General features: G+C 68.4%; 21 protein-coding genes. 8 read left to right on the forward strand and 13 right to left on the reverse strand.

The window, feature by feature from the left end:
• Positions 1-61 precede the first annotated feature (61 nt).
• Positions 62-2557 carry a helicase-related protein gene (locus ACQKJZ_RS02785; RefSeq protein WP_427729893.1) on the reverse strand — a complete coding sequence of 832 codons (2496 nt, stop codon included), beginning with the start codon at positions 2555-2557 and terminating at the stop codon, positions 62-64.
• A gap of 221 nt (positions 2558-2778) precedes the next feature.
• Between ACQKJZ_RS02785 and ACQKJZ_RS02790 the strand changes: the two genes are divergently transcribed.
• Positions 2779-4251 carry a M23 family metallopeptidase gene (locus ACQKJZ_RS02790; RefSeq protein WP_427729895.1) on the forward strand — a complete coding sequence of 491 codons (1473 nt, stop codon included), beginning with the start codon at positions 2779-2781 and terminating at the stop codon, positions 4249-4251.
• 18 nt (positions 4252-4269) lie between these two features.
• Here the strand turns inward: ACQKJZ_RS02790 and ACQKJZ_RS02795 are convergent, their stop codons facing one another.
• From ACQKJZ_RS02795 to ACQKJZ_RS02815, 5 genes are all read right to left on the reverse strand, one after another.
• On the reverse strand, positions 4270-5904 hold the full coding sequence (locus ACQKJZ_RS02795; protein WP_427729896.1) for an ATP-binding protein: 1635 nt from the start codon (positions 5902-5904) through the stop codon (positions 4270-4272).
• Positions 5905-5976: 72 nt separating this feature from the next.
• Positions 5977-6741: a TIGR02186 family protein gene (locus ACQKJZ_RS02800; protein ID WP_427729897.1), complete on the reverse strand. Its 765-nt coding sequence runs from the start codon at positions 6739-6741 to the stop codon at positions 5977-5979.
• A complete protein-coding gene (locus ACQKJZ_RS02805) occupies positions 6738-7652 on the reverse strand; it encodes a sulfite exporter TauE/SafE family protein (RefSeq protein ID WP_427729898.1) in 915 nt (304 codons plus the stop codon). Before ACQKJZ_RS02805 ends, ACQKJZ_RS02800 begins: the two co-directional genes overlap by 4 nt.
• 45 nt (positions 7653-7697) lie before the next feature.
• Complete coding sequence (locus ACQKJZ_RS02810) at positions 7698-8288, reverse strand: hypothetical protein (RefSeq protein ID WP_427729899.1); 591 nt, start codon at positions 8286-8288, stop codon at positions 7698-7700.
• A gap of 371 nt (positions 8289-8659) precedes the next feature.
• Positions 8660-10039 (reverse strand): glycosyl transferase family protein, encoded by a 1380-nt coding sequence (locus tag ACQKJZ_RS02815; protein WP_427729900.1) that lies wholly within the window; start codon positions 10037-10039, stop codon positions 8660-8662.
• 182 nt (positions 10040-10221) lie between these two features.
• Between ACQKJZ_RS02815 and ACQKJZ_RS02820 the strand changes: the two genes are divergently transcribed.
• Positions 10222-11427, forward strand: a complete 1206-nt coding sequence (locus ACQKJZ_RS02820; RefSeq protein WP_427729901.1) for an MFS transporter — start codon at positions 10222-10224, stop codon at positions 11425-11427.
• Between the two features lie 122 nt (positions 11428-11549).
• Here the strand turns inward: ACQKJZ_RS02820 and ACQKJZ_RS02825 are convergent, their stop codons facing one another.
• From ACQKJZ_RS02825 to sucC, 3 genes are all read right to left on the reverse strand, one after another.
• On the reverse strand, positions 11550-12479 hold the full coding sequence (locus ACQKJZ_RS02825) for an electron transfer flavoprotein subunit alpha/FixB family protein (protein ID WP_427729902.1): 930 nt from the start codon (positions 12477-12479) through the stop codon (positions 11550-11552).
• Positions 12476-13225, reverse strand: a complete 750-nt coding sequence (locus tag ACQKJZ_RS02830) for an electron transfer flavoprotein subunit beta/FixA family protein (protein ID WP_427729903.1) — start codon at positions 13223-13225, stop codon at positions 12476-12478. Before ACQKJZ_RS02830 ends, ACQKJZ_RS02825 begins: the two co-directional genes overlap by 4 nt.
• A gap of 155 nt (positions 13226-13380) precedes the next feature.
• Complete coding sequence (gene sucC / locus ACQKJZ_RS02835; RefSeq protein WP_058746346.1) at positions 13381-14580, reverse strand: ADP-forming succinate--CoA ligase subunit beta; 1200 nt, start codon at positions 14578-14580, stop codon at positions 13381-13383.
• Positions 14581-14962: 382 nt separating this feature from the next.
• Here sucC and ACQKJZ_RS02840 point away from each other — a divergent pair, with 382 nt between their 5' ends.
• Positions 14963-15295, forward strand: coding sequence for a PilZ domain-containing protein (locus tag ACQKJZ_RS02840; protein ID WP_427729904.1), 333 nt, complete (start codon positions 14963-14965; stop codon positions 15293-15295).
• Between the two features lie 163 nt (positions 15296-15458).
• On the opposite strand, the gene ACQKJZ_RS02845 is transcribed toward ACQKJZ_RS02840, so the two are convergent.
• A complete protein-coding gene (locus tag ACQKJZ_RS02845; RefSeq protein ID WP_312490148.1) occupies positions 15459-16394 on the reverse strand; it encodes a ribose-phosphate pyrophosphokinase in 936 nt (311 codons plus the stop codon).
• A gap of 99 nt (positions 16395-16493) precedes the next feature.
• Here ACQKJZ_RS02845 and gltX point away from each other — a divergent pair, with 99 nt between their 5' ends.
• From gltX to ACQKJZ_RS02865, 4 genes are all read left to right on the forward strand, one after another.
• The gene (gene gltX, locus ACQKJZ_RS02850) at positions 16494-17819 is read left to right on the forward strand and encodes a glutamate--tRNA ligase (protein WP_427729905.1); all 1326 of its coding nucleotides are present in this window, start codon (positions 16494-16496) and stop codon (positions 17817-17819) included.
• Between the two features lie 87 nt (positions 17820-17906).
• Complete coding sequence (locus ACQKJZ_RS02855) at positions 17907-18803, forward strand: tetratricopeptide repeat protein (RefSeq protein WP_427729913.1); 897 nt, start codon at positions 17907-17909, stop codon at positions 18801-18803.
• 4 nt (positions 18804-18807) lie between these two features.
• Entirely contained in the window at positions 18808-19413 is a 606-nt protein-coding gene (locus ACQKJZ_RS02860; RefSeq protein WP_427729906.1) for an LON peptidase substrate-binding domain-containing protein, read from the forward strand.
• A complete protein-coding gene (locus ACQKJZ_RS02865; protein ID WP_007405277.1) occupies positions 19410-19577 on the forward strand; it encodes a Trm112 family protein in 168 nt (55 codons plus the stop codon). The genes ACQKJZ_RS02860 and ACQKJZ_RS02865 overlap by 4 nt, the downstream gene beginning before the upstream one ends.
• Positions 19578-19705: 128 nt before the next feature.
• Here the strand turns inward: ACQKJZ_RS02865 and ACQKJZ_RS02870 are convergent, their stop codons facing one another.
• The 3 genes from ACQKJZ_RS02870 to ACQKJZ_RS02880 are packed head-to-tail and all read right to left on the reverse strand — an operon-like array spanning position 19706 to position 21911.
• Positions 19706-20278 (reverse strand): MAPEG family protein, encoded by a 573-nt coding sequence (locus tag ACQKJZ_RS02870; RefSeq protein ID WP_427729907.1) that lies wholly within the window; start codon positions 20276-20278, stop codon positions 19706-19708.
• Positions 20262-20681 carry a VOC family protein gene (locus ACQKJZ_RS02875; protein WP_427729914.1) on the reverse strand — a complete coding sequence of 140 codons (420 nt, stop codon included), beginning with the start codon at positions 20679-20681 and terminating at the stop codon, positions 20262-20264. Before ACQKJZ_RS02875 ends, ACQKJZ_RS02870 begins: the two co-directional genes overlap by 17 nt.
• Positions 20682-20696: 15 nt before the next feature.
• A complete protein-coding gene (locus tag ACQKJZ_RS02880; protein ID WP_427729908.1) occupies positions 20697-21911 on the reverse strand; it encodes a UbiH/UbiF/VisC/COQ6 family ubiquinone biosynthesis hydroxylase in 1215 nt (404 codons plus the stop codon).
• A gap of 137 nt (positions 21912-22048) precedes the next feature.
• On the opposite strand from ACQKJZ_RS02880, the gene ACQKJZ_RS02885 reads away from it, so the two are divergent.
• On the forward strand, positions 22049-24370 hold the full coding sequence (locus ACQKJZ_RS02885) for a DNA translocase FtsK (RefSeq protein ID WP_427729909.1): 2322 nt from the start codon (positions 22049-22051) through the stop codon (positions 24368-24370).
• Positions 24371-24500 lie beyond the last annotated feature (130 nt).

Raw genomic sequence — 24500 nt, forward strand, 5'->3', positions numbered from 1 at the left:
GCGGGAGAAGATCATGAGCGCACCACCATGGCGGTGGCCGGGGTGGCGGTATCGATCGGGGTCATGGCGTGCGCCCCCAGTCGGCGAGCGCGGCGAAGGCGTTGCCGGGACGCGCCTCGACACGCGGGGCGGGGCGGGCAGGCGGGCGGCCGCGCCAGATCCAGCGGACGGGCTCGGCCTCGGCCGCCGGCTTGACCTTTCGGAACCCCAGATCACCCATCAACCGGTCGAGCGTCGCCGCCTCCAGTCCGATCGAGGTGGCAAGAGAGGCATCGGGCGTGAACGGCCCGCGCCCTGCGCGCGCATCATGCGCGGCGCGGGCGATGCGTTCGACCAGATCGACCCGCACCGCCTGCTCCCCCAGCGGCCGATAGCCCGAGGCGACGCCGCGCCCCGGTTCGTCGCGGCGCAGGATGGTCGCGCCTGGTCGCGCCAGATCGGGCGTCTGGCCCCAGAGGGTCATCAACGTGCGCCGCCAGGCGGCGGCACCGGGCTTCAACAGGCGCGGATCGAATATGTCGAGCGTGCCGATGGTGATGCCCAGCGCGCGCAACCGCCGTCGCTCGTCGGGCGACAGCGCATCGATCATCAGCCGCAGCGGCTGGCGCGGCACGATGCCGCCCGCATCCTCCAGCGCGGCGGCGACGGCGCGGATCGCGGGCGACGCCTTGGCCTCGCGCGCCAATGCCGCCAGCCGGACCAGCGCGGGCAATTGCCGGTCGAGCGAGCGCGCCAGCCACGCCTCCAGCCGCGCCTTCACCTTGTCGCGCATCGGCTGCGACAGGCAATCCAGGTCGCGCTCCAGCCTGACCACCGGTCGTCCCAGCGACGCACCCGCCACCAGTCGCGCGACGCCATGCCCGTCCCAGACCAGCCGGTCTTCGGCAAGCGTGAAGGCATCATGCTCGGCAGCGATCAGCGCGTCGGCACGGCGGCCACGTTCGGTGCCCAGCCGCTTTTCCGCCGCCGCCAGCAACAGGCGCTTGTCGTTCGCTCGCGCGCCGGCGTCGACGGTGAAGCGGAACCCCTCCAGCCGGCCGATGGGGTGATCCTCGACCAGCACCTCGCCCTCCGGCCCGATGGTGACGGGCAGCGCGCCCGCATCCGCACCGATACGGCGGATCAACGCGGTGGTGCGCTTGTCGACGAAACGCTGGGTCAGGCTGGCATGGAGGCCATCGGACAGCCGCTCCTCGATCTCGCGGGTGCGCTCGGCCCAGTGTTTGGGGTCGGCCAGCCAGTCGGCGCGCTGCGCGATATAGGCCCAGCTGCGGATCGCCGAGAGGCGGCCCGCCAGCGTCTCGACATCCCCCGCCATATTGTCGAGCCGCGCGATCTCGTCGGCGAACCATTGGTGCGGGACATGGCCCAGCCCTTCGGAGAGATGGCCGAACACGCGCGAGACGAAGCGGGCATGGGGATCGATGCCGACTTTGCGGAAATCAGGGATGCCGCAAGCCGCCCAGAGCCGCGCGACCATGGCGGGCCGCCGCACCCGGTCGCGGACCCAGGGTTCGTCGGCCAGCCGCTTCAACACCTGCAAATCGGTGGCGAGCGGCGCGGCGCGCAGCACGCCGGGTTCGGGCTTGCGCTCCAGGCTGGCGATCAGCGCATCGATGCTCGACAGGTCGGGATCGCCCTCGCGCCAATAGAGATGGTCGAGCCGAGGGAAGCGATGCTCCTCGATCGCCAGCACCTCTTCGGGCAGGAACGAGTCCGGCCCTTCCTCGGCCAGCGCGCCGAACGTCCCGTCGCGGTGGTGCCGCCCGGCGCGCCCGGCGATCTGCGCCATCTCTGCGACGGTCAGGCGACGGCGGCGACGCCCGTCGAACTTGTGCAGCCCGGCAAAGGCGACATGCGCGACGTCCATGTTCAGGCCCATGCCGATCGCATCGGTCGCGACGAGATAATCGACCTCGCCCGCCTGGAACATCTCGACCTGCGCGTTGCGGGTGCGCGGGGACAGCGCGCCCATCACCACCGCCGCACCGCCGCGCAGGCGCCGCAGCATTTCCGCGACCGCGTAGACCTCCTCCGCCGAGAAGGCGACGATGGCGGAGCGCTTGGGCAGGCGACTGATCTTCTTGGCGCCCGCATAGGTCAGCGTCGAAAAGCGCGGTCGCGCGATGATCTCGGCATCGGGGACCAGCGCGCGGATCATGGGTTTCAGCGCTTCCGACCCCAGGACCATCGTCTCTTCACGCCCGCGCTGGTGCAGCAACCGATCGGTAAAGACATGACCGCGCTCCAGGTCCGCGCCCAGCTGCGCCTCATCGAGCGCGACGAAGGCGACGTCGCGGTCGGGCATCGACTCGGCGGTGCACAGGAACCAGCGCGCGTCGGGGGGAACGATCTTTTCCTCACCGGTCACCAGCGCGACCTTGTCCGCGCCCTTGATCGCGACGACCCGGTCATAGACCTCGCGCGCCAGCAGCCGCAGGGGAAAGCCGATAATGCCGCTGGAATGCGCGCACATCCGCTCGATCGCGAGGTGCGTCTTGCCGGTGTTGGTCGGCCCGAGAACGGCCGTAACGGCGCCCGATACGCGGCTGGTCATGCCCCTTACATCGGGCTTCGCGTTGCCGGTTGCAACGGCATGGAGCAAGTCAGGTGGCGCACGGCGGAATTCGGCCCGAAGCGGCCACGCCCCGTCGCAGCATGTGGCGCCTGAGCGGCCGCATGGTTTGACTTTGCCCCGCCCGGCCATCAACCAGCATGGCAAGCGCCGGGGGGATCGGCGACGCCCATCGACACTCACGGACGTAACCGATCTTTCGCATGTTCCTGGCTACCGACGACGCATCCTATCTCTCCGGCGGCACCGCCGCGCGCACGCTGGGCGGCGCGCAGGCGCCCGCTTCCAAACCCCGCCCGTTCGGCTGGCGCCAGACGCTACGCGAAATCGACTGGGTGCCCGATCTGGGCTCGCGGATCGGCAGCCGCGACTGGTGGCGGGGGCTGGCGACCTGCACCGCGCTATGTGCGACGACCATCGCGCTGTCACCCGGCGTCCACCGCCCGATCGCCGGCGAATCCCCCGCCCCCCTGACCGGCGAGGTTCGTGAGAATGCCCGCGCCCAGGCCATCGCGCCGCTGGCGCTGGGGGCCGATACCGGTCGGCACGCGGCGGCGAACGCGATGGTCGCCACGCTGGCCGAGGCGCCCGAGCGGCCGATGATGGAATTGTCCGCCACGGTCGGTGCCGGCGACCAGCTGGCCCGCGTGCTCCAGCGCGCCGGCGTCGCCAAGGATCAGGCGCGGGCGGCCGCCGATCTGGTCGAACAGGCGACCGACGGGGCCGACATCGCCGCCGGCACGCGCGTCGCGCTGACGCTCGGCCGTCGCCCCAGCCGGACGGTGGCGCGGCCGCTCGAACAAATGAAGCTGCGCGCGCGCTTCGACCTGGCGGTGACGCTGACCCGCGCGGGCAAGGGTTTCACCATGACCGAGCAGCCGATCGCGATCGACCGCACCCCGCTGCGCCTCCAGGGGCTGGCGGGGTCGAGCCTGTACCGATCGGCTCGCGCCGCCGGCGCGCCAGCCAAGGTCGTCGAAACCTATATGAAGGCGCTGGCCAGCCGCATGTCGGTCGGCCGCGAGGTCAAGCGTGCCGACAGCTTCGACCTGATCATCGAGCGTGAGCGCGCCGCCACCGGCGAGACCCGGCTTGGCCGGCTTCTCTATGCGGGGCTCGATCGCGGCGGCCGCAAGGTGCAGCTGGCGCGGCTGCCCGGCGAGGACGATGGCGACTGGTACGACGTCAACGGCCAGACCCAGAAGCGCGGTGCGATGGGCATGCCGGTCGCGGGGCGGATCACTTCGTCCTTCGGCAAGCGGATGCACCCGGTGCTGGGCTTCATGCGGATGCACAAGGGGCTGGATATCGGCGCGCCGCGTGGCACGCCGATCCATGCGATCATGGACGGCGTCGTCCAGTTCGCCGGCCGTTCGGGCGGCTATGGCAATTTCGTCAAGCTGGCCCATGGCGGCGGCATCGCCAGCGGCTATGGTCATATGAGCCGCTTCGTCGTCCGCTCGGGCGCGCGGGTGAAGCAGGGGCAGGTGATCGGCTATGTCGGCTCGACCGGCATGTCGACCGGCCCGCATCTGCACTGGGAGGTGTGGAAGAACGGCGCCACCGTCAATCCGCGTAGCCTGAAGCTGTCGAGCGTCGCGGTGCTGTCGGGTGCCAAGCTGCGCGCCTTCCGCCACGCGGTGCAGCAGTTGATGGCGGTCAAGCCGGGCCGCTGAGGTCCGGCCCAGCGCGGGTCAACGCCCGCCCGCGCGCCAACGGCCGACCGTGTCGGCCAGCGCTCCGTCACCCGCCGCCGGCTCCGCCCAGATGGCGCTGATCGGCAGGTCGTTCGACGCGGGACGTCGCGGCGCGTCGAGATCGTCGAAGCTGGCGCGCATCGGAAAGGATACGCCTTCGCCGCACAGCACCGCCTCGCGGTTGCGCAGCGCCGACAGCGCGTCGAGCAGGCCGCGACCGCCCTCGGGCATCGCCGATCGCACCACCGCCTGATCGCGTTCGTTGTTCAGCCGCATCGCGATGATGGTGCCGCATTGCGACAACACCCCCTCGGCCAGGTCGGAGGGACGCTGGGTGACGAGGCCCAGCGAGACGCCATATTTGCGACCCTCCTTGGCGATGCGCGACAGGATGCGGCCCACCGACGAACTATGCTCGGCATGCGCGGGGATGTAGCGATGCGCCTCCTCGCACACCATCAGCACCGGTCGTCGCGTCTCGGGCCGGGCCCAGATCGCCTGATCGAAAATCATCCGCGCCAGCACCGCGACCACGACGCGGGTCACCTCGGAAGGGACCCCCGACACGTCGATGATCGAGATCGGTCGCCCGTCGCCCGGCATGCGCAGGATGCGGCCGAGAAAGGCGGCCATGGTATCGGCGACCAGCATGCCCGAAAACATGAAGGCGTATCGCGGATCGCCCTTCAGATCGTCGATCCTCGCCTTGATCCGCACATAGGGCGCGACATCGCCGGCGCGTTCCAGCCTGCCCATTTCCTGCGACAGGGTCGCGGTCAGGTCCGACAGCAGATAGGGGATCGGCGTATCGACGGTCACGCGCGGCACCTCGCCGGCGGCGCGGCTGCGCATCCGGGCGGCGAGCAGGCATTTGGCGAGGATGTCGAGTTCGGCCTGACGATCGTCGGGCGCGCTCGACAACAGCATCTCGCAATGCTCGTCGAAATTCATCAGCCAATAGGGCATGCGCAGATTGCCGACGTCGTGCACCTCGCCGATCGCGCGAAAGGCGCTGGCATATTCGCCATGCGGATCGATCATCACCACATGGCCGAGCGGTGCCCATTCGCAGATGCGGTGCAGGATCAGCGCGGTCGCGGTCGACTTGCCGGTGCCGGTCGAACCGACCAGCGCGAAATGCCGGCCGAGCAGCGCATCAACCGCCAGCGTCGCGGATACGGACCCCGCCGGATAAACGGTGCCGATGCGTATCGTCGCGGCGGCGCGGTGGTCATGGATGTCGGCCAGTTCCGCCTGGGTGATCGCATATACGGCCGCGCCGGGCAGGGGATAGTGGGTGACACCACGCCGGAAACCACGCAGCGCGCCGGCGTGCGGATCGGACAAGGCTTCGCCGACCAGCTCGATCTCGGTGGCCAGCGCGGCGGGATCGCTGGCGGGATCGAGTGCAAGGCTGCGGATCGTGCCGATGATCCAATGGTCGGCATGGCGGATCTTGACCGGCATCGCCACCTGGCCCGCCGCCGCCAGCACCGGGTCGGCCTGCGCCGTCAATGCCGTCACCGCGTCCCGATCGAGCACGATCCGTGCGCCCGATCCGCCCAGCGCCAGCAGCCAGCCGATCGCCAGCGTATCGGACGCGTGCGAAGAGGGGGGCGGCGAATGAAGCATGGACTGAGGGCCCCGGGATATCGTCGTGTCTCACCGGGTGAATAGGCGCGATACGTTAACGATATGCTGTCCTTACACGCGCCGCGCGATCCACCCCGCCGCCCATCCGAGCAGCACCGACAACGCCACCGCGGTCAGCCCGTACGGGATGGCGGCGCGGTCGGCGGCGCGCGCGACGAACCGTTCGAACCCCGATTTGCGGATGTCGATATCGCGTACGGCGGCGGCCAGGACGCGCCCGTCGCGGATCAGGAAGGTCTCGGCGGTGAAACGTCCCACCGGCACGCGCGCGGGAATGGTGACGCGCGCGCGGTAGAGCACGTCGTCGGTGATCTCGACCGCGCTCGGCGCCTCGACATAAAGCCCCGTGCGCCGGCGCTGGTCGACCAGCCCGGCCTGGAAGCGGGCCTGCACATCGGCGGGTGCGTTCGAGGCGGGGGAGAGCTGAAGGCTGTCGAGGCCCAGTTCGTAGATGGCACGGGTGCGATCGTCGACGATCCGGCCGATCGGCCGCGACGAGGCGATGGCGTAGAAGGACGGTGCCGACTGATAGCGCAGCCGCCCGGCATTGACCCAAAGCCCCGCGATCTTTTCCTTCTCGCGGATCAGGATCGACTGGGTGGGCCCCTTGACCACCACCACGATGTCGGTCGGCTTGTCATCCTGCGGCGGTCGCCCGCCGGGATAGAGGATCGCGCCGAACAGCAGCAACTCGGCGCCGGTGAAGCTGTACGCGATCTGGATGTCGCGCTGCGACACGTCGGGGACCAGCACCGGCTTGGCCTGCGCCATCAACAGCGGCGACAGCAGGGCGAGGACGGGCGCGAGCCGCCTCATGACAGCTGGACCGTGAAAATCTCCTCGGGCCGCCAGACAAGGCCGAGCAGGATGCGCAGGCCCACCAGCAACACGATGACGGCGAGTGCGAGGCGCAGATATTCGGGCTTCACATTGGTCGCGAACTTCGCGCCCAGCTGCGCCCCCGTCACCGACCCGATCAAGAGGAGGCCGGCGAGGACGATATCGACCGCCTTGGTGGTGGTGGCATGGACCATCGTCGCCGCCGCCGTCACGAACAGCGTCTGGAACAGCGAGGTGCCCAGCACCACCCGCGTCGCCATGCCCAGGATATAGATCATCGCCGGCACCAGCACGAACCCGCCACCGATGCCGAGCAATATGGTCAGCACGCCGGTGAACATGCCGAGCAACAGGGGGGCGAGCGGCGAGATATAGATGCCCGAGGCGTAGAAGCGGGTGCGGAAGGGCAGGGCGGCGACCAGCGGATGGTGCCGCCGCCGCGCCGCCCGCTGCGCCACGCCGCGCCGCGCCGCGATGATCGCGTTCAGCGCCTCGCGCGCCATCACCGACCCGATCCAGCCCAGCATCAGCACATAGATGATCGCGATCACCGTATCGATCTGCCCGCTCGCCTGGAGCAGGCGGAAGATATAGGCGCCGATGAACGATCCGATGATGCCGCCCGCGACCAGCACGCCGCCCATCTTCAGATCGACCCCGTTCCGCTGCCAGTGCGCATAGACGCCCGACACGCTGGCCCCGGTCACCTGGCTGGCGGCCGAGGCGGCGGCGACGGTCGGCGGGATGCCATAGACGATGAGCAGCGGCGTGGTCAGAAAGCCGCCGCCCACCCCGAACATGCCCGACAACAGGCCGACACCCGCACCCAGCGCGATGATGACCAGCGCGTTGACCGACAGGTTGGCGATGGGGAGATACAGATCCACGCCGGTGTTATAGCCGCATGGGCGGGAGCGACCAGTATGATCGCCCTAGAAATCTCCGCCGATCGACAGCGCGGGGCCGGACCCCGGCGCGGCGTTCCCCGCGATCCGCTGTCGCCAGTCGAGCGACAGGCGCAGCCGCTGGCCGGCGATGGGCAGCGCGATGCCCAGGGTCGGCCCGACATCGAATCGCTGTGCCCCGCGCTGGGCTCCGCCCCAGGCGGCCAGCCCCAGATCGATATCGCGGGCGAGGGCGGTGGTCGCGCGCACCGCGCCGTCCGCGAACGGTTCGGCACGGTCGCGCAGCACGCCGCCCGCCTGGGCATAGCCGGCCGCCGTCACGCCCGGCAGGATGTCGTGTGGCCCGAAACCGGCAACGGCCAGGACGGCGGGGCCGCCTTGCCCGCGATCGAGCGCGATCCGCTGTTCGACCAGCAGGCGGACGGGCAGGTGCGATGATGGCCGCCAGTCGATTCCCACCGCCATCTCGCGGCCGATACCCTCGATTGGTGTAGAGAGGCGTAGACTGGCCGACAGCGCGCCGTCTCGATCGAGCCGGCGCAGGATCCGCACCCCCGCTTGCGTTCCGCCGAGCTGTCCACCGGGCAGTAATCCGCCGCCGCCCTGACGCAGGATCACCCAAGCGCTCGCGCTCCAGCGGGACGGGGACGTCGGGGTATCGGGGAGTGCGAAAATCGAGTCGGGCCAGATTTGCGGCCTCGGCGAGGAAACGGGCCGATCCTCGGAGGACGGCTCATGCGATGGAAGCGCGGCCGGCCGACTAACCGGCATCAAGCCGGACGGCGGGGCCAGGACGGCGCGGCGAGGAGGCGCGGTCAGGGCCGGTGTCGCTACCGGGGCGACCAAGGCGGCAACGGCCTTCGGCGTGCCCGGCCGCTTCGACGCATGTTGTGACGGCATCGGCGGCGTACCGATCGGCAACAGGAAAGCGATCCGCCCCAGCGTCTAAAGCCCCAACACCCCGCCCAGGAATCGGATCGGCCGCCCGCTCATGGTTGGGGTGACAAGTCCGGGAAATGGTGCGCCGTCTTGTCCCAAACCGCCGGCCGGCCGCGCAGGACGAAGATATAGCGGATCAGCGCGCGCGGGGCGGCGGCCAGCGCGACGAAATTGCCGATGACGAAGCGCGGCAGCGACCACAGCGCCTCGCGCCAGCCATAGACCCGTCCGGTAAAGACCATGCGGACGACCAGCCGCCACCATAACAGCAGCGCGTTGGTCGCGAACAGCCACCACAAGGCCGGTGGCAAAGGAGCCAAAGGCGCATCGACGACCCACCGCGCCAGAATCGCGCCCGCCTCGGCGAACAGCCCCAGATAGGCCGCCGCCAGCACCAGCATGGCCAGCGGTCCGCGCCGGTCGCGCAGCCGCCACCAATGATCGCCCAGCGCCATCGGCCTCGCCCAGCCGGTGCGGTCCCAACCGATCAGTGCGATGCCGGTCATCCACCGCGCCTTTTGGCGTATGGCGGATACCAGATCGGCGGGAAAGAACGCCCGCACCGCCACGACCCCACCGCGCGTCCCATCGGCGACCCGGGCGAACAACCCTTCGCCGCCCAGCTCGGCGATACGCAGGCCCAGTTCATAATCCTCGGTCAGGCTGGTCGCATCGAACGGATCGCCCCCGCGTGCCGCCGCGATCGCCGCCAGCATCGCCGGCGCGATGGCACAGCCCGTGCCCGCCAGCGGCATCCCCGCGCCGATCCAGGTGCGGACGACCAGCTGCTTGTGATGGCTTTCGGCGAACTCGTCGGCGTAATGGCCCGACACCAGTCGCGATCCCGGCACGACCAGCGGCAGGACGGGAATCTGCACCACCGCGCGCCCCTCGATCAACGAATCGAAGACCGCCAGTTCGGCGGGATGCACGACATCCTCGGCATCGTGGAGGACGATCGCCTTGACCGCAAAGCCCTCCGCCGCGCGGTCGCGCGCTAGGGCATGCCACAGCGTGTTGAGGCAATCCGCCTTGGTCGTCGGCCCGTCCCGCGATCCGATGACCAGCCGGATCCGGTCGTCCCGTTCCGCGACCCTGGCGGCGGCGGCGATCGTCGCGGGATCGTTGGGATACAGCCCGACATAAAGCCGGTAATCGCCATGCGCGATCCGTTGCAGCGCGGTCGTCAGCATCGCCGCAATCACCGCCGATTCGTCCCATGCGGGAATGAAGACGACCATGCGTCCACCCTGGCGGGGCGCCGGCAGCGTGGCGACCGTGAGCGGGCGGATCCTGCCCCGCCGGAACCGGCGGATGAGATACAGCAGGTCGACCAACAGATCGTCGAGTCCGCCGATCAGCAGTCCGGCCGCCGCGAACAGCGACAGTTCGCGCGCGACGACATCGATGCCGGCGATGATCCCACCCATTCGGCTTGCTCCCCCTCGCCGATGTGCCGGGTGTGCGGCGCGGGCATGCCCGATTCAACGCAAATCCGCGCGCCGATTCGGGACAGGGCGGGCGCGCCCAAAATTATCTTGGGAAATCAAAATGTCTTGCTGGTTGCGATCCGTGCTGCGGTGCAACATATGACGGTCGAAAGGACAGTTTCTTGGCCAAGACATTCTCCCCCGGCATCGTCCATGCGGCGCTGGCCGTCGGCGGCTTTGCGATCGGCACGACCGAATTCGCCGCGATGAGCCTGGAGCCCGATCTGGCGCGCGGGCTGAATATCGATGCACCGACCGCCGGGCACGTCATCAGCGCCTATGCGCTGGGCGTGGTCGTGGGCGCGCCGATGCTGGCGGTGCTGTCGGCCAAGCTGGCGCGGCGGACGCTGCTGATCGCGCTGATGCTGATGTTCGCGCTGGGCAACGGCCTGTCGGCGTTGGCGCCCGATTATCACTGGATGCTGGTCTTCCGTTTCCTCAGCGGCCTGCCGCACGGGGCCTATTTCGGTATCGCCGCGCTCGTCGCCGCCTCGCTGGTACCCGACGAGCGGCGGACGATGGCGGTCGGGCGCGTCATGCTCGGGCTGACGGTGGCGACGGTGATCGGCGTGCCGCTGGCGCAGATGCTGGGGCAGTGGCTCAACTGGCGCTGGGTGTTCGGCGTCGTCGCGGCCCTGGCATTACTGACCGCGACGCTGGTCGCGATCGCCGCGCCGCATGACCGGCCCGACGAAGGGGCGACCATTCGCCGCGAGCTGGATGCGCTCGGCAAGGGACAGGTGTGGCTGACGCTGGCGATCGGCGCGATCGGCTTTGGCGGCATGTTCGCGGTCTATACCTATCTGGCCGCGACGCTGACCGAGGTTACGGGGGCGTCGGTGGCGACGATCCCGTTGGTGCTCGCGGTGTTCGGGTTGGGCATGACGATCGGCAATATCGTCGTGCCGCGCTTCGCCGACCGCGCGCTGATGCCGACCGCCGGGGGCCTGCTGCTGTGGTCGGCGGCGATGCTGGCGCTTTATCCGCTGGCGGCGGGCAGCCTGTGGACCATCCTGCCCAACGTCTTCGCCATCGGGCTGGGCGGCGCGCTCGGCACCGTGCTTCAGACGCGGCTGATGGATGTGGCGGGCGAAGGGCAGGGACTGGCCGCCGCGCTCAACCATTCGGCGTTCAACACCGCCAATGCCATCGGCCCCTGGGCGGGGGGGCTCGCCATCGCCAATGGGCTGGGGTGGACGTCGACCGGCTATGTCGGCTGTGCGCTGGCGCTGGGCGGGTTCGCGATCTGGCTGATCGCGGCGCGGGTCTCGCCCGGCGAGCTTGGCGTGCCGGCGGATGGGCCCCGTCGACCGCTAACGGTACACTGATATTGTCGGCCGCCCGCGCCGGTCCCATAGGATCATGGTTCGCGCGGAGGCGCAGAGAGCGCGGAGAAGAAGTTCTGTCCTTCTCTCTGCGTTCTCCGCGCCTCTGCGCGAACGGGAAGGTTTTACACCTTCTCGGTCAACTCCGGCACGACGGTGAACAGATCGCCGACAAGGCCGATGTCGGCGACCTGGAAGATCGGCGCGTCCTCATCCTTGTTGATTGCGACGATGATCTTGGAGTCCTTCATCCCCGCCAGATGCTGGATCGCACCCGAGATGCCGATCGCGACATAGACTTCGGGCGCCACGATCTTGCCGGTCTGGCCGACCTGATAGTCGTTGGGGGCATAGCCCGCATCGACCGCCGCGCGGGACGCACCGACCGCAGCGCCCAGCTTGTCGGCCAGCGGATCGATCAGCGCATGGAACTGCTCCTCCGAGCCCAGCGCGCGACCGCCCGAGACGATGACCTTGGCACTGGTCAGCTCAGGCCGTGCGCTCTCGGCCTTCTCCGCGCCGATGAAGCGGGACTTGGCGGCGTCGCCGGTGGCGGCGACTGCCTCGATCGCGCCCGATCCGCCCTCGGCCGCCGCCTTCTCGAACGCCGTGGTGCGCACGGTCAGGACCAGCTTCTTGTCGCTGGTCTTCACGGTGGCGATGGCGTTGCCCGCATAGATCGGGCGGGTGAAGCTGTCCGGCCCTTCGACCGACAATATGTCGCTGATCTGCATGACGTCGATCAATGCCGCGACACGCGGCGCGATGTTCTTGCCGGTGGTGGTCGACGGCGCGAGGAAGGCGTCGTGATGGCCCATCAGCTCGGCGATCAGCGGCGCGACGTTTTCCGCCAGCGCGTTGGCGTACGCCGCGTCGTCGGCGACATGGACCTTGCCCACGCCGGCGATCTTCGCGGCGGCCTGCGCCACGCCGTCGACGCCTTGGCCCGCGACGATCAGGTGGACCTCGCCCAGCTTCGACGCCGCCGTGACGGTCGCCAGCGTGGCATCCTTGACGGACCCGCCGTCATGCTCGACCCATACCAGCGTCTTCACTTGGCCACTCCCAGTGCTTTGAGTTTCTCGACCAGTTCGTCGACCGAGCCGACCTTGACGCCCGCCTGGCGCTTGCCGGGCTCAGCGACATGGGTGATCGTCAGGCGGGGCGCGACGTCGACGCCGTAATCGGCGGCGGTCTTGGTCGCCATCGGCTTGGACTTGGCCTTCATGATGTTGGGGAGCGACGCATAGCGCGGCTCGTTGAGGCGAAGGTCGGTGGTGACGATCGCGGGCAGCGTGAGGGCCACCGTCTCCAGGCCGCCATCGACCTCGCGCGTAACGTTAGCGCTCTGGCCGTCGATCTCGACCTTGGAGGCGAAGGTGCCTTGCGCCCAGCCGAGCAGCCCGGCCAGCATCTGCCCGGTCTGGTTGTTGTCGCCGTCGATCGCCTGCTTGCCCAGGATGACGAGGCCCGGCTGTTCCTCCTCGACCACCTTGGCGAGCAGCTTGGCGACGCCGAGCGGCTCCACCGGCTGGTCCGAGGTAATCAGCACCGCCCGGTCCGCGCCCATGGCGAGCGCGGTGCGCAGCGTGTCCGCCGCCTTGGGCTCGCCGATCGAGACGACGACCACCTCCGTGGCCGCCCCCTTCTCCTTCAGCCGGATCGCCTCTTCCACTGCGATCTCGTCGAACGGGTTCATGCTCATCTTCACGTTCGCCAGATCGACGCCCGTCCCGTCCGCCTTCACGCGTGGCTTCACATTATAATCCAACACCCGCTTCACGGGCACGACGATCTTCATCGCGGTTCCTTCCCGGCTGAACAGCCCATCATGCCGCCGTCTTTGGCGGCGTTGCGAGAGCATCGCAAGACCAACACCTGAGGCTAACGAGAAAGGGGCCCGGACGTTTCCGTCCGAGCCCCCTTTAATCGGTCCGTCAGGGCCGAAGGTGCGGTTTAGGCGACCTTCTGCACCTCGGCGACGATCTTCTTGGCCGCGTCGCCCAGATCGTTGGCGGGGACGATGGCGAGACCCGAATTGGCGAGGATTTCCTTGCCCTTCTCGACATTCGTGCCCTCGAGGCGGACGACCAGCGGAACCTGAAGGTTCACTTCCTTCGCCGCCGCGACGATGCCGTCGGCGATGATGTCGCAGCGCATGATGCCGCCGAAGATGTTGACCAGGATGCCCTTCACGGCGGGATCGCTCAGGATGATCTTGAACGCCGCGGTGACCTTCTCCTTGTTGGCGCCGCCGCCGACGTCGAGGAAGTTGGCCGGGAACATGCCGTTCAGCTTGATGATGTCCATCGTCGCCATGGCGAGGCCGGCGCCGTTGACCATGCAGCCAATGTCACCGTCGAGCTTGATGTAGGCCAGGTCGTACTTCGACGCCTCCAGCTCCATCGCGTCTTCTTCGGTGGTGTCGCGCAGTTCCATCAGGTCCTTGTGACGGAACATGGCGTTGCCGTCGAAGCCGACCTTGGCGTCGAGCACCATCAGCTTGCCGTCCTCGGTGACGGCGAGGGGGTTGATCTCGATCTGCTCGGCATCGGTGCCCAGGAACGCGGCATACAGCTTCGACGCGACATTGGCGGCCTGCTTGGCGAGGTCGCCGGTCAGCTCCAGCGCGGCGGCGACGGCGCGGCCGTGATGCGGCATGAAGCCGGTCGCGGTGTCGATGTCGATCGAGTGGATCTTCTCGGGCGTGTCATGCGCCACGGTCTCGATGTCCATGCCACCTTCGGTCGAGGCGACCATCGAGACACGGCCGGTCGCGCGGTTGACGAGCAGCGCGAGGTAGAATTCCTTGGCGATGTCGACGCCGTCGGTCACGTACAGGCGGTTGACCTGCTTGCCAGCCTCACCGGTCTGGATGGTGACCAGCGTGTTGCCCAGCATGTCGGTGGCGGCGGCGCGTACTTCGTCGGCGGTCTTGGCCAGGCGGACACCGCCCTTGGCATCGGGGCCGAGTTCCTTGAACTTGCCCTTGCCGCGGCCGCCCGCATGGATCTGCGCCTTGACGACGTAGAGCGGTCCGGGGAGCTTGGACGATGCCTCGACGGCCTCCTCGACGGTCATCGCGGCGAAGCCGGCGGGGACGGGCACGCCGAACTTGGCGAGCAATTCCTTGGCCTGATATTCGTGGATGTTCATGCGCTAGCCTTCCGCCTCTCGGGTGGTTCTAGGGAAATTGGGTGTGGCTAAAGCACAGGCTGGCGGACAAATCCACCCCGAAACCACTTTATTGCAATTGCATCGCAAGTGCTACATGGGGTAGCGCACCCCGCTCGGTCGGAATGTCCAAGGGAATCATGCGCCAAATCGATCCGAATGCGTTATAGGATCGTGATGGACCGGCCTTCGGCATTTCCTGTCCCGGGAAAGTGATCCGCATGGTAGGATGCGCCGCACGGACGTCGAAGGCGCCGGGAGCCGAGCCACAGCGCCGCGTCGGGGGCCGCCGCCCTGCCGTCGTGCGGCCAAGTGGGAATGGTGTTGGCGGAAAAGTAACCTTCTTCCGGCTAAGGGGAGCGTCATGGAAAAACCGGTCTTCACACCGCCATTCGAGCCGGTCCCCGGCCAGGAGCTACGCCGTTCGCTGCGTCACGCGGTGCGCATGCGCGCCCACTTGCGCGACAAGGGTCAGACCCGCTTCGAGATCGACGTGGTCGACCTGTCGCCCGAGGGCTTTCGCGCCGAGACCAGCTTCACCCTGTGGCCGGGCACGATCGTCTGGCTGACCCTGCCGGGCCTCGCGCCGATGGAGGCGGTGATCGCGTGGCGCGATCGCTTCAAATATGGCTGCGCCTTCTCGAAGCCGCTTCATCCGGCGGTGTTCGAGCATATCGTCAGCCTGGGGAATCGGTGAATTTTTTCCTGTAGTAAGCGTATCCCGTGCGCTTCGACTTCGCTCAGTGCGAACGGAGCGTATGGTTAGCCTCAACCTCCGTTCAGCCTGAGCGAAGTCGAAGGCCACGGGAATCGCTTAGCTGAGCAGGCGACGGGCGACGATGATCGCCACGCCCCCCAAATCAATCGAACAGGCTGGACACGCTCGTTTCGTCGGCGATGCGCTTGATCGCCTCGCCCAGCAGCGGGGCGATCGGCAGGTGGCGGATCTTGCCGGTGCCGCTGATCGATTCGTGGTTGCCGATCGAATCGGTGATGACCAGCTCGCGCAGTTCCGAGCCATCGACTCGTGCCACGGCACCGCCCGACAGCACGCCGTGGGTGACATAGGCGACGACGTCCTCGGCCCCCGCCTGACGCAGCGCGGCGGCCGCGTTGCACAGCGTGCCCGCCGAGTCGACGATATCGTCGATCAGGATGCAGAAGCGCCCCTCGACGTCACCGATGATGTTCATCACCTCCGACTCGCCCGCGCGCTCGCGACGCTTGTCGACGATGGCGAGCGGCGCGTTGTTGAGCCGCTTGGCGAGCTGGCGCGCACGGACCACGCCGCCGACGTCGGGCGACACGACCATGAGGTTGTCGTTCTTGAAGCGCGCCAGAATGTCCGCCGACATGACCGGCGCGGCATAGAGATTGTCGGTCGGGATATCGAAGAAGCCCTGGATCTGACCGGCATGGAGGTCGACCGACAGGACGCGGTCGGCGCCCGCGACGGTGATCAGGTTCGCCACCAGCTTGGCCGAGATGGGCGTGCGCGGGCCGGGCTTCCGGTCCTGGCGGGCATAGCCGAAATAGGGGATGACCGCCGTGATCCGGCGCGCCGACGCACGCTTCAGCGCGTCGATCATGATGAGGAGTTCCATGAGATTGTCGTTGACCGGATAACCGGTCGACTGGATCACGAACACGTCCTCGCCGCGCACATTCTCCTGGATCTCGACGAAGATTTCCTCATCGGCGAAGCGGCGCACCAGCGCCTCGGTCAGCGGCACTTCCAGATAGGCCGAAACCGCCTTCGCCAGCGGCAGGTTCGCATTGCCGGTCATCAATTTCATGGTGGTTACCCCGTCCCCGCAGACAGCCCAGTGATGCCCGCCCCCTTAATCGCGCTGTCACAATAGCGCAAAGGTGATTCCCCGATTATGGGCGAGGCCATGACCGTGACCCGTTTCGCTCCCTCGCCCACCGGGCGGCTGCATGTCGGCAATATCCGCACCGCGCTGCACAACTGGATGTATGCGCAAAAGGCCGGCGGACGCTTCCTGCTGCGCATCGACGACACCGATGCCGAGCGGAGCGAGGAACGCTATGTCGAGGCGATCCGGGCGGATTTGGCGTGGCTGGGGATGATCCCGGATAGCGAGGTGCGTCAATCCGAGCGTTTCGCTTTGTACGAGGCACGGTTCGCCGAGTTGGTTGCAGGCGGCCATGTGTACCCCGCCTATGAGACGGCGCAGGAACTCGACCTGAAGCGCAAGATTCAGCTCGGGCGGGGTCTGCCGCCGGTGTACGACCGAGCCGCCTTGTCGCTGACCGACGACGATCGCGCCAAGCTGGAAGCCGAAGGCGTTCGTCCGCACTGGCGCTTCAAGCTCGATTATGGTGCGCCAATCGAATGGGACGATGCGGTGCGTGGTCCCCAGCGCTTCGACCCCGCGACGATGAGCGATCCCGTGATCCGCCGCGCCGACGGGACGTGGCTCTATATGCTGCCCTCGGTGATCGATGACATCGACATGGGCGTGACCCAGGTGGTGCGTGGCGAGGATCACGTGTCCAACACCGCGCTCCAGATTCAGATGTTCCAGGCGTTGAAGGCAGAGCTGCCGCGTTTCGCCCATGCCGCGCTGCTGACCGGGAACGAGGGCAAGCTGTCCAAGCGACTCGGCTCGCTGGGCGTCGATCATTTCCGCGAGATCGGCATCGAACCGCAGGCGGTGCGCGCGCTCCTCGCGCGGATCGGCACCAGCGATCCGGTCGAGCCGGTCGCCGACATGGCCCCGCTGATCGCCGGGTTCGACTTCTCGCGCTTCGGTCGTGCGCCTGCGCGGTTCGACGAGGCGGAGCTGGCGCAGCTCAATGCGCGCATCCTCCATCAGACTCCGTATGAAGCGGTCGCCGACCGGCTGCCCACCGGCATGGGTGCGGCGGAGTGGGAAGCGGTGCGCCCGAACCTCAATACCGTCGCCGAAGCCGCCGACTGGTGGCAGGTGATCGAGGGGCCGGTTGACGCGCCCGCACCGCCCGAGGACGACCGCGCCTATCTGGCGCAGGCGGCCGAGGTCGCGGGTCAGATCGACTGGGGCACCGATCCCTGGCATGCCCTGACCGCCGCGCTCAAGGAGGCGACCGGGCGCAAGGGCAAGATGCTGTTCCTGCCGCTGCGACTCGCGCTGACCGGCCGGGCGCAGGGGCCGGACATGGCAGCACTGCTGCCGCTGATCGGGCGCGATCGCACCATCGCGCGGCTGAACGGCTGATTTACCCACCCACCTTTCATTACCGCACCCGTTCGCCCACATAGGGCCGAGCAACACATGAAGGAGCGTCTTTTGGCCACATTGGGAATGTCGCCCGCCGACAAGGAAGCCGTCACCGCCTTCCGCCGCGATGTCGTCGAGCCGTCGATGACCAAGCTGGTCATCCTGGACTTCTGGGCGGAATGGTGCGGGCCGTGCAAGGCGCTGGGCCCCACGCTGGAGAAGGTCGCCGAGGCCTATGCCGACAAGGGCGTCGTGCTGGCCAAGATCGACACCGACAAGAACCAGTTCATCGCCAACCAATTCCAGATCCGCTCGATCCCGACCGTCTATGCGATGTTCCAGGGCCAGCTGGTCGCTGACCTGACCAGCGCGCGCACCGAAAGCGCGCTGCGCACGATGCTCGACCAATTGCTCAAGCAGCTGCCGATCCAGTCGGAAGCGTCGGACGCGGCGGCGGAACTCGAACCGCTGATCGCGATGGGCGAGGAGGTGCTGGAGGCCGGTGACGCCGAGCGCGCGCTGTCGATCTTCCAACAGCTGCTCGACATGGCGCCGGAGCATCCCGCCGTGTTGTCGGGGCATATCCGCGCGCTGCTCGCTGCGGGGCAGGTTGCCGCGGCCGAGGCGGCCGCAGAGGCGCTTCCCGAGGCTCTGGCGAAAGACCCTGCGATTCACCGGGCCATCGCCGCCATCGCGCTGGCGCGGTCGGCCCCGCCGGCGGCGGACTATGCCGGCTTGGCGGACGAGGTCGCGGCCAACCCCGACGATCACGAGAAGCGGTTTGCGCTCGCCAATGCACAGATGGCAGCGGGCGACCGCGACGGCGCGGCGGACAATCTCCTCCACATCGTCGCGGCCGACCGCGGCTGGAACGAGGATGCCGCGCGCCAGCAGCTGCTCAAGCTGTTCGAGGTGGTCGGCATGACCGACCCCTGGGTGTCGCAGCAGCGGCGGCGGTTGTCCGCGATCCTGTTCGGATAAGCAGATGGCGCGGCTCTCGATCTTTCCGCTGGCGGGTGCGATCCTTTTTCCGGGGATGCCGATGCCGCTGCACATCTTCGAGCCGCGCTACCGGGCGCTCGTCTCCGACGCGATGGCGCGCGACCGGCGGATCGGCATGGTCCAGCCGGCGGGGGAGGGCGACAAGCCCGCGCTCTATCAGGTCGGTTGCGTCGGCCGCATCGCCGAGGTCGAGGCGATGGAGGATGGCCGCTACAATCTGGTGCTGGAGGGCGTATCGCTGTTCCGCATCCAGCGCGAGCTGGAGGTGACGACGCCCTTCCGCCAGGTGGAGGCGGAGTTGCTGCCGGTGGCGGACGAGGATTTCCTGTCGCTCGGCCGCCGTGCCTCGCTGGAGCAGGAGTCGCGGCGCTTCGCGGATCTTCAGGGCTATGCCGTCGACTGGGATTCGGTCGGGCGGCTGGATGACGAGAGCCTGGTCAACGGCATCGCCCAGATCGCCCCCTTCGATTCGGCCGCCAAACAGGCGCTGCTGGAGGCGCCCGATCTCGAACAGCGTGCCGAGCTTATCATCCAGTTGATGCAATTCTTCGGTCGCCATGACGGCGAGGATCGGGTGACGCTGCAATGAGCCTGGACCCGTGGTTGTTGGAACGGCTGGTGTGTCCGGTTACGCGCACGCCGCTGCGCTATGACGAGGCCGCACAGGAACTGGTGTCGGAGGCGGCGGGGCTCGCCTATCCGATCCGCGACGGCGTGCCGGTGATGCTGGTCGAGGAAGCGCGGGAGCTTTGAGCCCCCACGCCGTCCCGCCTCCCAACCTCTGTTCGCACTGAGCGAAGTCGAAGTGCACGTTCCGCACTCGCGGATAGTGAGTCCCGTGGCCTTCGACTTCGCTCAGGCTGAACGGGGGGCGGGATGGATCAGATGATCCGCCCCACCAACGCCACCAGCACGATGACCAGCGCCGCCACGCTGGAATAGAAACCCAGCGCAAAGCCGAACGCCCGTGCCGCCGCGCCGCGCGCATAATTGGCCCAGAACAGCGTCCGCCCGATCGAGAACAGCGCGGCGAGCATCGGCACCATCGCGCCCGATCCCTCGACCACCCAGGCCAGCGCGATATAGGCCGGGACCGCCAGCACCACCTGCTCCAGCGTGTTGCGCAGCACCGCCTGCGCGATGGCGATGCGCGGCGAATCGCCGCCGCCCCCCGCCGCCGCATCGATATCGGCGGGCGATTCGAAGCGGAGCGCGGCGACATGGCCGATCGCCGCCGCCAGCCATAACGCCGCCACCGTGGCCGCCGCGACCGCGCGCAGGACCCGGTCGGTCGGCGATAGAACGGGCGCGAAGCTCCAGCTGACGACCAGGGTCAGGATGACGACCAGCAGCGCCGCGCCCATGCCGCGCGCAACGCCGCGCTGGCGCCGGTCGCGGATCGGCCCGCGCGCGGGGCGGGTGGGATAGCCGGGATAGTCAGGCCCAGGGATCATAGCTGCCAAAGCTCCAGATATGGCCTTCGGGGTCACGCACGGCATAGCCACGGCCGCCATAGGGCTTGTCCGCTGGCTCCGCGATGAGCGTCGCGCCCGCCGCGCGGGCCTGCGCCGCATGGGCATCGACATCGGCGACGACGAGATATAGCTCCATCGTCACCCCGCCCGCCTGGGCCGGCGTCTTCGATCCCGCAATGGCGGCGTGCGGCGTGAACAGTGCACTCGACACCATTACCATCCGGTCCTGCCAGACCAGCTGCGCATGGTGGACGATGTGGGGATCGTCGGCGTCGGCGAAGACCGCCTGCCGTACGAACCCGAAGGCGTCACACAGAAAATCGATGGCGTGCGGCGCATTCTCGTACCGGAGGCAGGGAATGATGTCGGGCCGCATCGCCATCTCGCTCATGAAGGTTCAGACCATCACGCCCTGTAACAACCGGGGCAATTGTCCGGTTTCACCGCGTGCCTCGGCCATGAAGCGGTTCTTGATCGGCGGGATATGGTTGATCGCGGTGATGCCCAGCCGCCGGACCGCGCTGGCGGTCTTGCCGGGTATGCCGAAGATGCGGTTGAAGCTGTCGGTCGCGACCGACACCATCAGCGTGTCGAGCCCGCGCCATTGCTGATAGCGCTGGAGCAGCGCCGCATCGCCCAAGTCCATGCCGGTCCGCTTGCCCTCGACCAGCACCTCGACGAGGGCGGCGACGTCGCGATAGCCCAGATTGACCCCCTGGCCCGCAATCGGGTGGATGCCGTGCGCCGAGTCGCCGACTAGTACCAGCCGCTCGCCGGTCATCGTCGCGGCGCGGTGGAAGCCCAGCGGATAGGCGGAACGGGGGGACGCATGGGACAGCGCGCCCAAAAACCCGCCCATGCTCTTCTCCGCCTCGGCGAGGAAGGCGCGGTCGGACAGCTTCAGCATCCCGTCGCCATCCCGCCCCGGCACCGACCAGACGATCGCCGAGCGGTGCCCGATGTCATCGTCGGGCAGCGGCAGCAGTGCGAACGGGCCGCTGGGGTAGAAGATCTCGAACGCGATATTCTCGTGCGCGACCTCGTGGTGGAAGGCGCTGATGATCGCCTTGTGGTCGTAGGACCAGCGCGCGACCTTGATCCCCGCCGCCTCGCGTGTCGGCGACTGGCGTCCCTCGGCGGCGACGAGCAGCGGCGCGCGGACGGTGGTGCCGTCGCTTAAGGTAGCGGTGACGCCCGCCGGACCGCGCTCGACCGACACCGCGCGGGTCTGCATGCGCAGGTCGACCAGTTCGGCCTCGCTGGCGGTCGCATGGATCGCGCGGCGCAGCAGCTTGTTCTCGAACATCGTGCCCAGCGCGCCGTCATCGGCATCGGGGATGAAGTCGAGCGCGCCCGGCTCCAGCCCGTCGCTGACCCGGATATGCCGAATCTCGCAACCCTGCCCCGCCAGCTTCGCGCCGATGCCGATCGCATCGAGCATCCGCCAGCTGGCCGAGGCGACCGCCGAGGCGCGTCCGTCGAAACCGGGGGCCAGCACGACCGCCGGATCGGCGGGATCGACGATGATCGAAGACAGGCCATGCGCGGCCAGGCCAACGCCCAGGGTCGCCCCGACCAGGCCGCCGCCGAGGATGATGACGTCGCTATCCATATCCATGCTCCTAGACCGTCAGGCGGTCGCAAACAATGCGGGGGGCGACAATCGGACGCCCCTCGCGCCTTGACGTGGAAACCGTCAGAGGCGATGAATTTTCCCGGATTTTCGGACATTCCTGAAGGACAACAGCCATGGCCAGCCGCGCGCAGCCCGTTTTATGGCGCGAGACGGTGAAGGCGGGGGCGGTGCGCAGCGGGGCGCTGGTCACGGCGATCGCCTTGTTCGCCGTCACGCTGATGCTGGTGCTGGCGCTCGCCAGCTACCGGGCGAGCGACCCTGCGCTCAACACCGCCTCGGGCGCGGTGCCCGCCAATTGGCTGGGGCTGCCCGGCGCCTGGATCGCCGACATCGCGCTGACCCTGTTCGGGCCGGCGGTCGCGCTGATCCTGCCGGTCGGGCCGATTATCGCCACCCGGTTGTGGCGGGATCGCCCGGCGGGGCGCTGGGTGCGGATGCTGCGCCAGGCGGTGATCGGTGTCGCGCTGATGGCATGCGCGCTGTCCTTCGTCTCCGACTCGGCGGTGCTGGCGCTGCCCGCTGGCTGGGGTGGGGTGATTGGCCTGTCGGTCGCCGGACTGGTCGACTGGGCGCTGGCGTTCAGCGGACAGCCGGCGGTCGTCACCTGGGGCGCGGCGGTCGCCGGCCTCGCCTTCGGGCTGGGCGGGGCGTATCTATGGGGTCGCAGCCTGGAACTCGATCTGGCCGAGCGCGGGCTGGCGCGGCTGCGGCGGCGTCGGGCCACCTCGGGCGAGGACGCGGACGGCGTGCCGTGGGATGACGACGACAGCGCGCTGTACGACGATGACGGGGAAGAGGACGAGGGGCCGCTGACCCTGGCGCGCAAGGCGGTGCCGGTGCGCGAGGATCGCCCCGCCCCCGTCATCGCCGACCGCCAGGTCGCGCCCGCCCCCGCCCGGCCCAAGGCGGCGGCGGACCGTGACGCGCCCTATCAGCTGCCCGGCCTCGACCTGCTGACCCCCGCGCCGCCCTCTTCGGCGGGGACGATCGACAAGGCGGCGTTGGAGCGCAATGCGCGCCTGCTCGAAAATGTCCTCGACGATTTCCGCGTGCAGGGTGCGATCGTCGAGGTTCGCCCCGGCCCCGTCGTCACTATGTACGAACTGGAGCCCGCGCCCGGCATCAAGGCCAATCGCGTCATCGCGCTGGCCGACGATATCGCGCGCAACATGTCGGCGATCTCGGCGCGCGTCGCGGTGATTCCGGGCCGCAACGTCATCGGCATCGAACTGCCCAACGCCAAGCGCGAGATGGTGTCGCTGCACGAACTGGTCGCGTCGCAGAGCTTCGCCGATCAGGCCGCCCAACTGCCGATCATCCTGGGCAAGAATATCGCGGGCGACTCGGTGGTCGCCGACCTCGCGCCCATGCCGCACCTGCTGGTCGCGGGTACGACGGGCTCGGGCAAGTCGGTGGGTCTCAACGGCATGATCCTGTCGCTGCTCTACCGCCTGACGCCCGAGCAGTGCCGGATGATCATGATCGACCCGAAGATGCTGGAATTGTCGATGTATGACGACATTCCGCATCTGCTCTCGCCGGTCGTCACCGATCCCGCCAAGGCGGTCCGTGCGCTGAAATGGGCGGTCGAGACGATGGAGGACCGCTATCGGCAAATGTCCTCGGTCGGCGTGCGCAGCCTCGCCAGCTTTAACGACAAGGTGCGCGCGGCCAAGGCCAAGGGCCAGCCGCTCGGGCGCAAGGTCCAGACCGGCTATCACCCCGAGACCGGCCAGCCGGTCTATGAGGAGGAAAAGCTCGAATACGAGCCGCTGCCGCAGATCGTCGTGATCGTCGACGAGCTGGCCGATTTGATGATGACGGCGGGCAAGGAAGTCGAATTCCTGATCCAGCGTCTGGCGCAAAAGGCGCGCGCGGCGGGTATCCACCTCATCATGGCGACGCAGCGGCCGTCGGTGGACGTCATCACCGGCGTCATCAAGGCGAACCTGCCGACCCGCATCTCCTTCCACGTCACCTCGAAGATCGACAGCCGCACCATCCTGGGCGAGCAGGGGGCCGAGCAGCTGCTGGGGCGCGGCGACATGCTTTATATGCCCGGCGGCAAGGGGATCGTCCGCGTCCATGGTCCCTTCGTCTCGGACGACGAAGTGCACCGCGTCGCCGATCACTGGCGCGCGCAGGGACAGCCCGATTACATCTCCTCGGTCACCGAGGAACCGGCGGAGAGCTTCGCGCTCGATGGCGCGCCGACCGGCGAGGACTCGGCCGAGGACCAGCAATATCGCGCCGCGATCCAGCTGGTGTGCGAGAGCCAGAAGGCCTCGACCTCCTGGCTCCAGCGGCAGTTGCGAATCGGGTACAACTCGGCGGCGCGGCTGATCGAGCGGATGGAGACGGATGGCATCGTCGGGCGGCCGGACCATGTCGGTCGGCGCGAGGTGCTGCGCGATACCGAGGGGCATCCGATCTAGAGAAGGATGACATGTAGTGAACCCACCCCTCACCTTCAGGGGAGGGGCTGGGGGTGGGGCGCCTCCACAGGCGGGCAGTGTGAGGCGATGCCCCACCCCAACCCCTCCCCTGAAGGGGAGGGGCTCGCGT

Origin of the sequence: Sphingomonas sp. NPDC019816, assembly GCF_050274375.1 — a bacterium.
Classification (GTDB): domain Bacteria; phylum Pseudomonadota; class Alphaproteobacteria; order Sphingomonadales; family Sphingomonadaceae; genus Sphingomonas.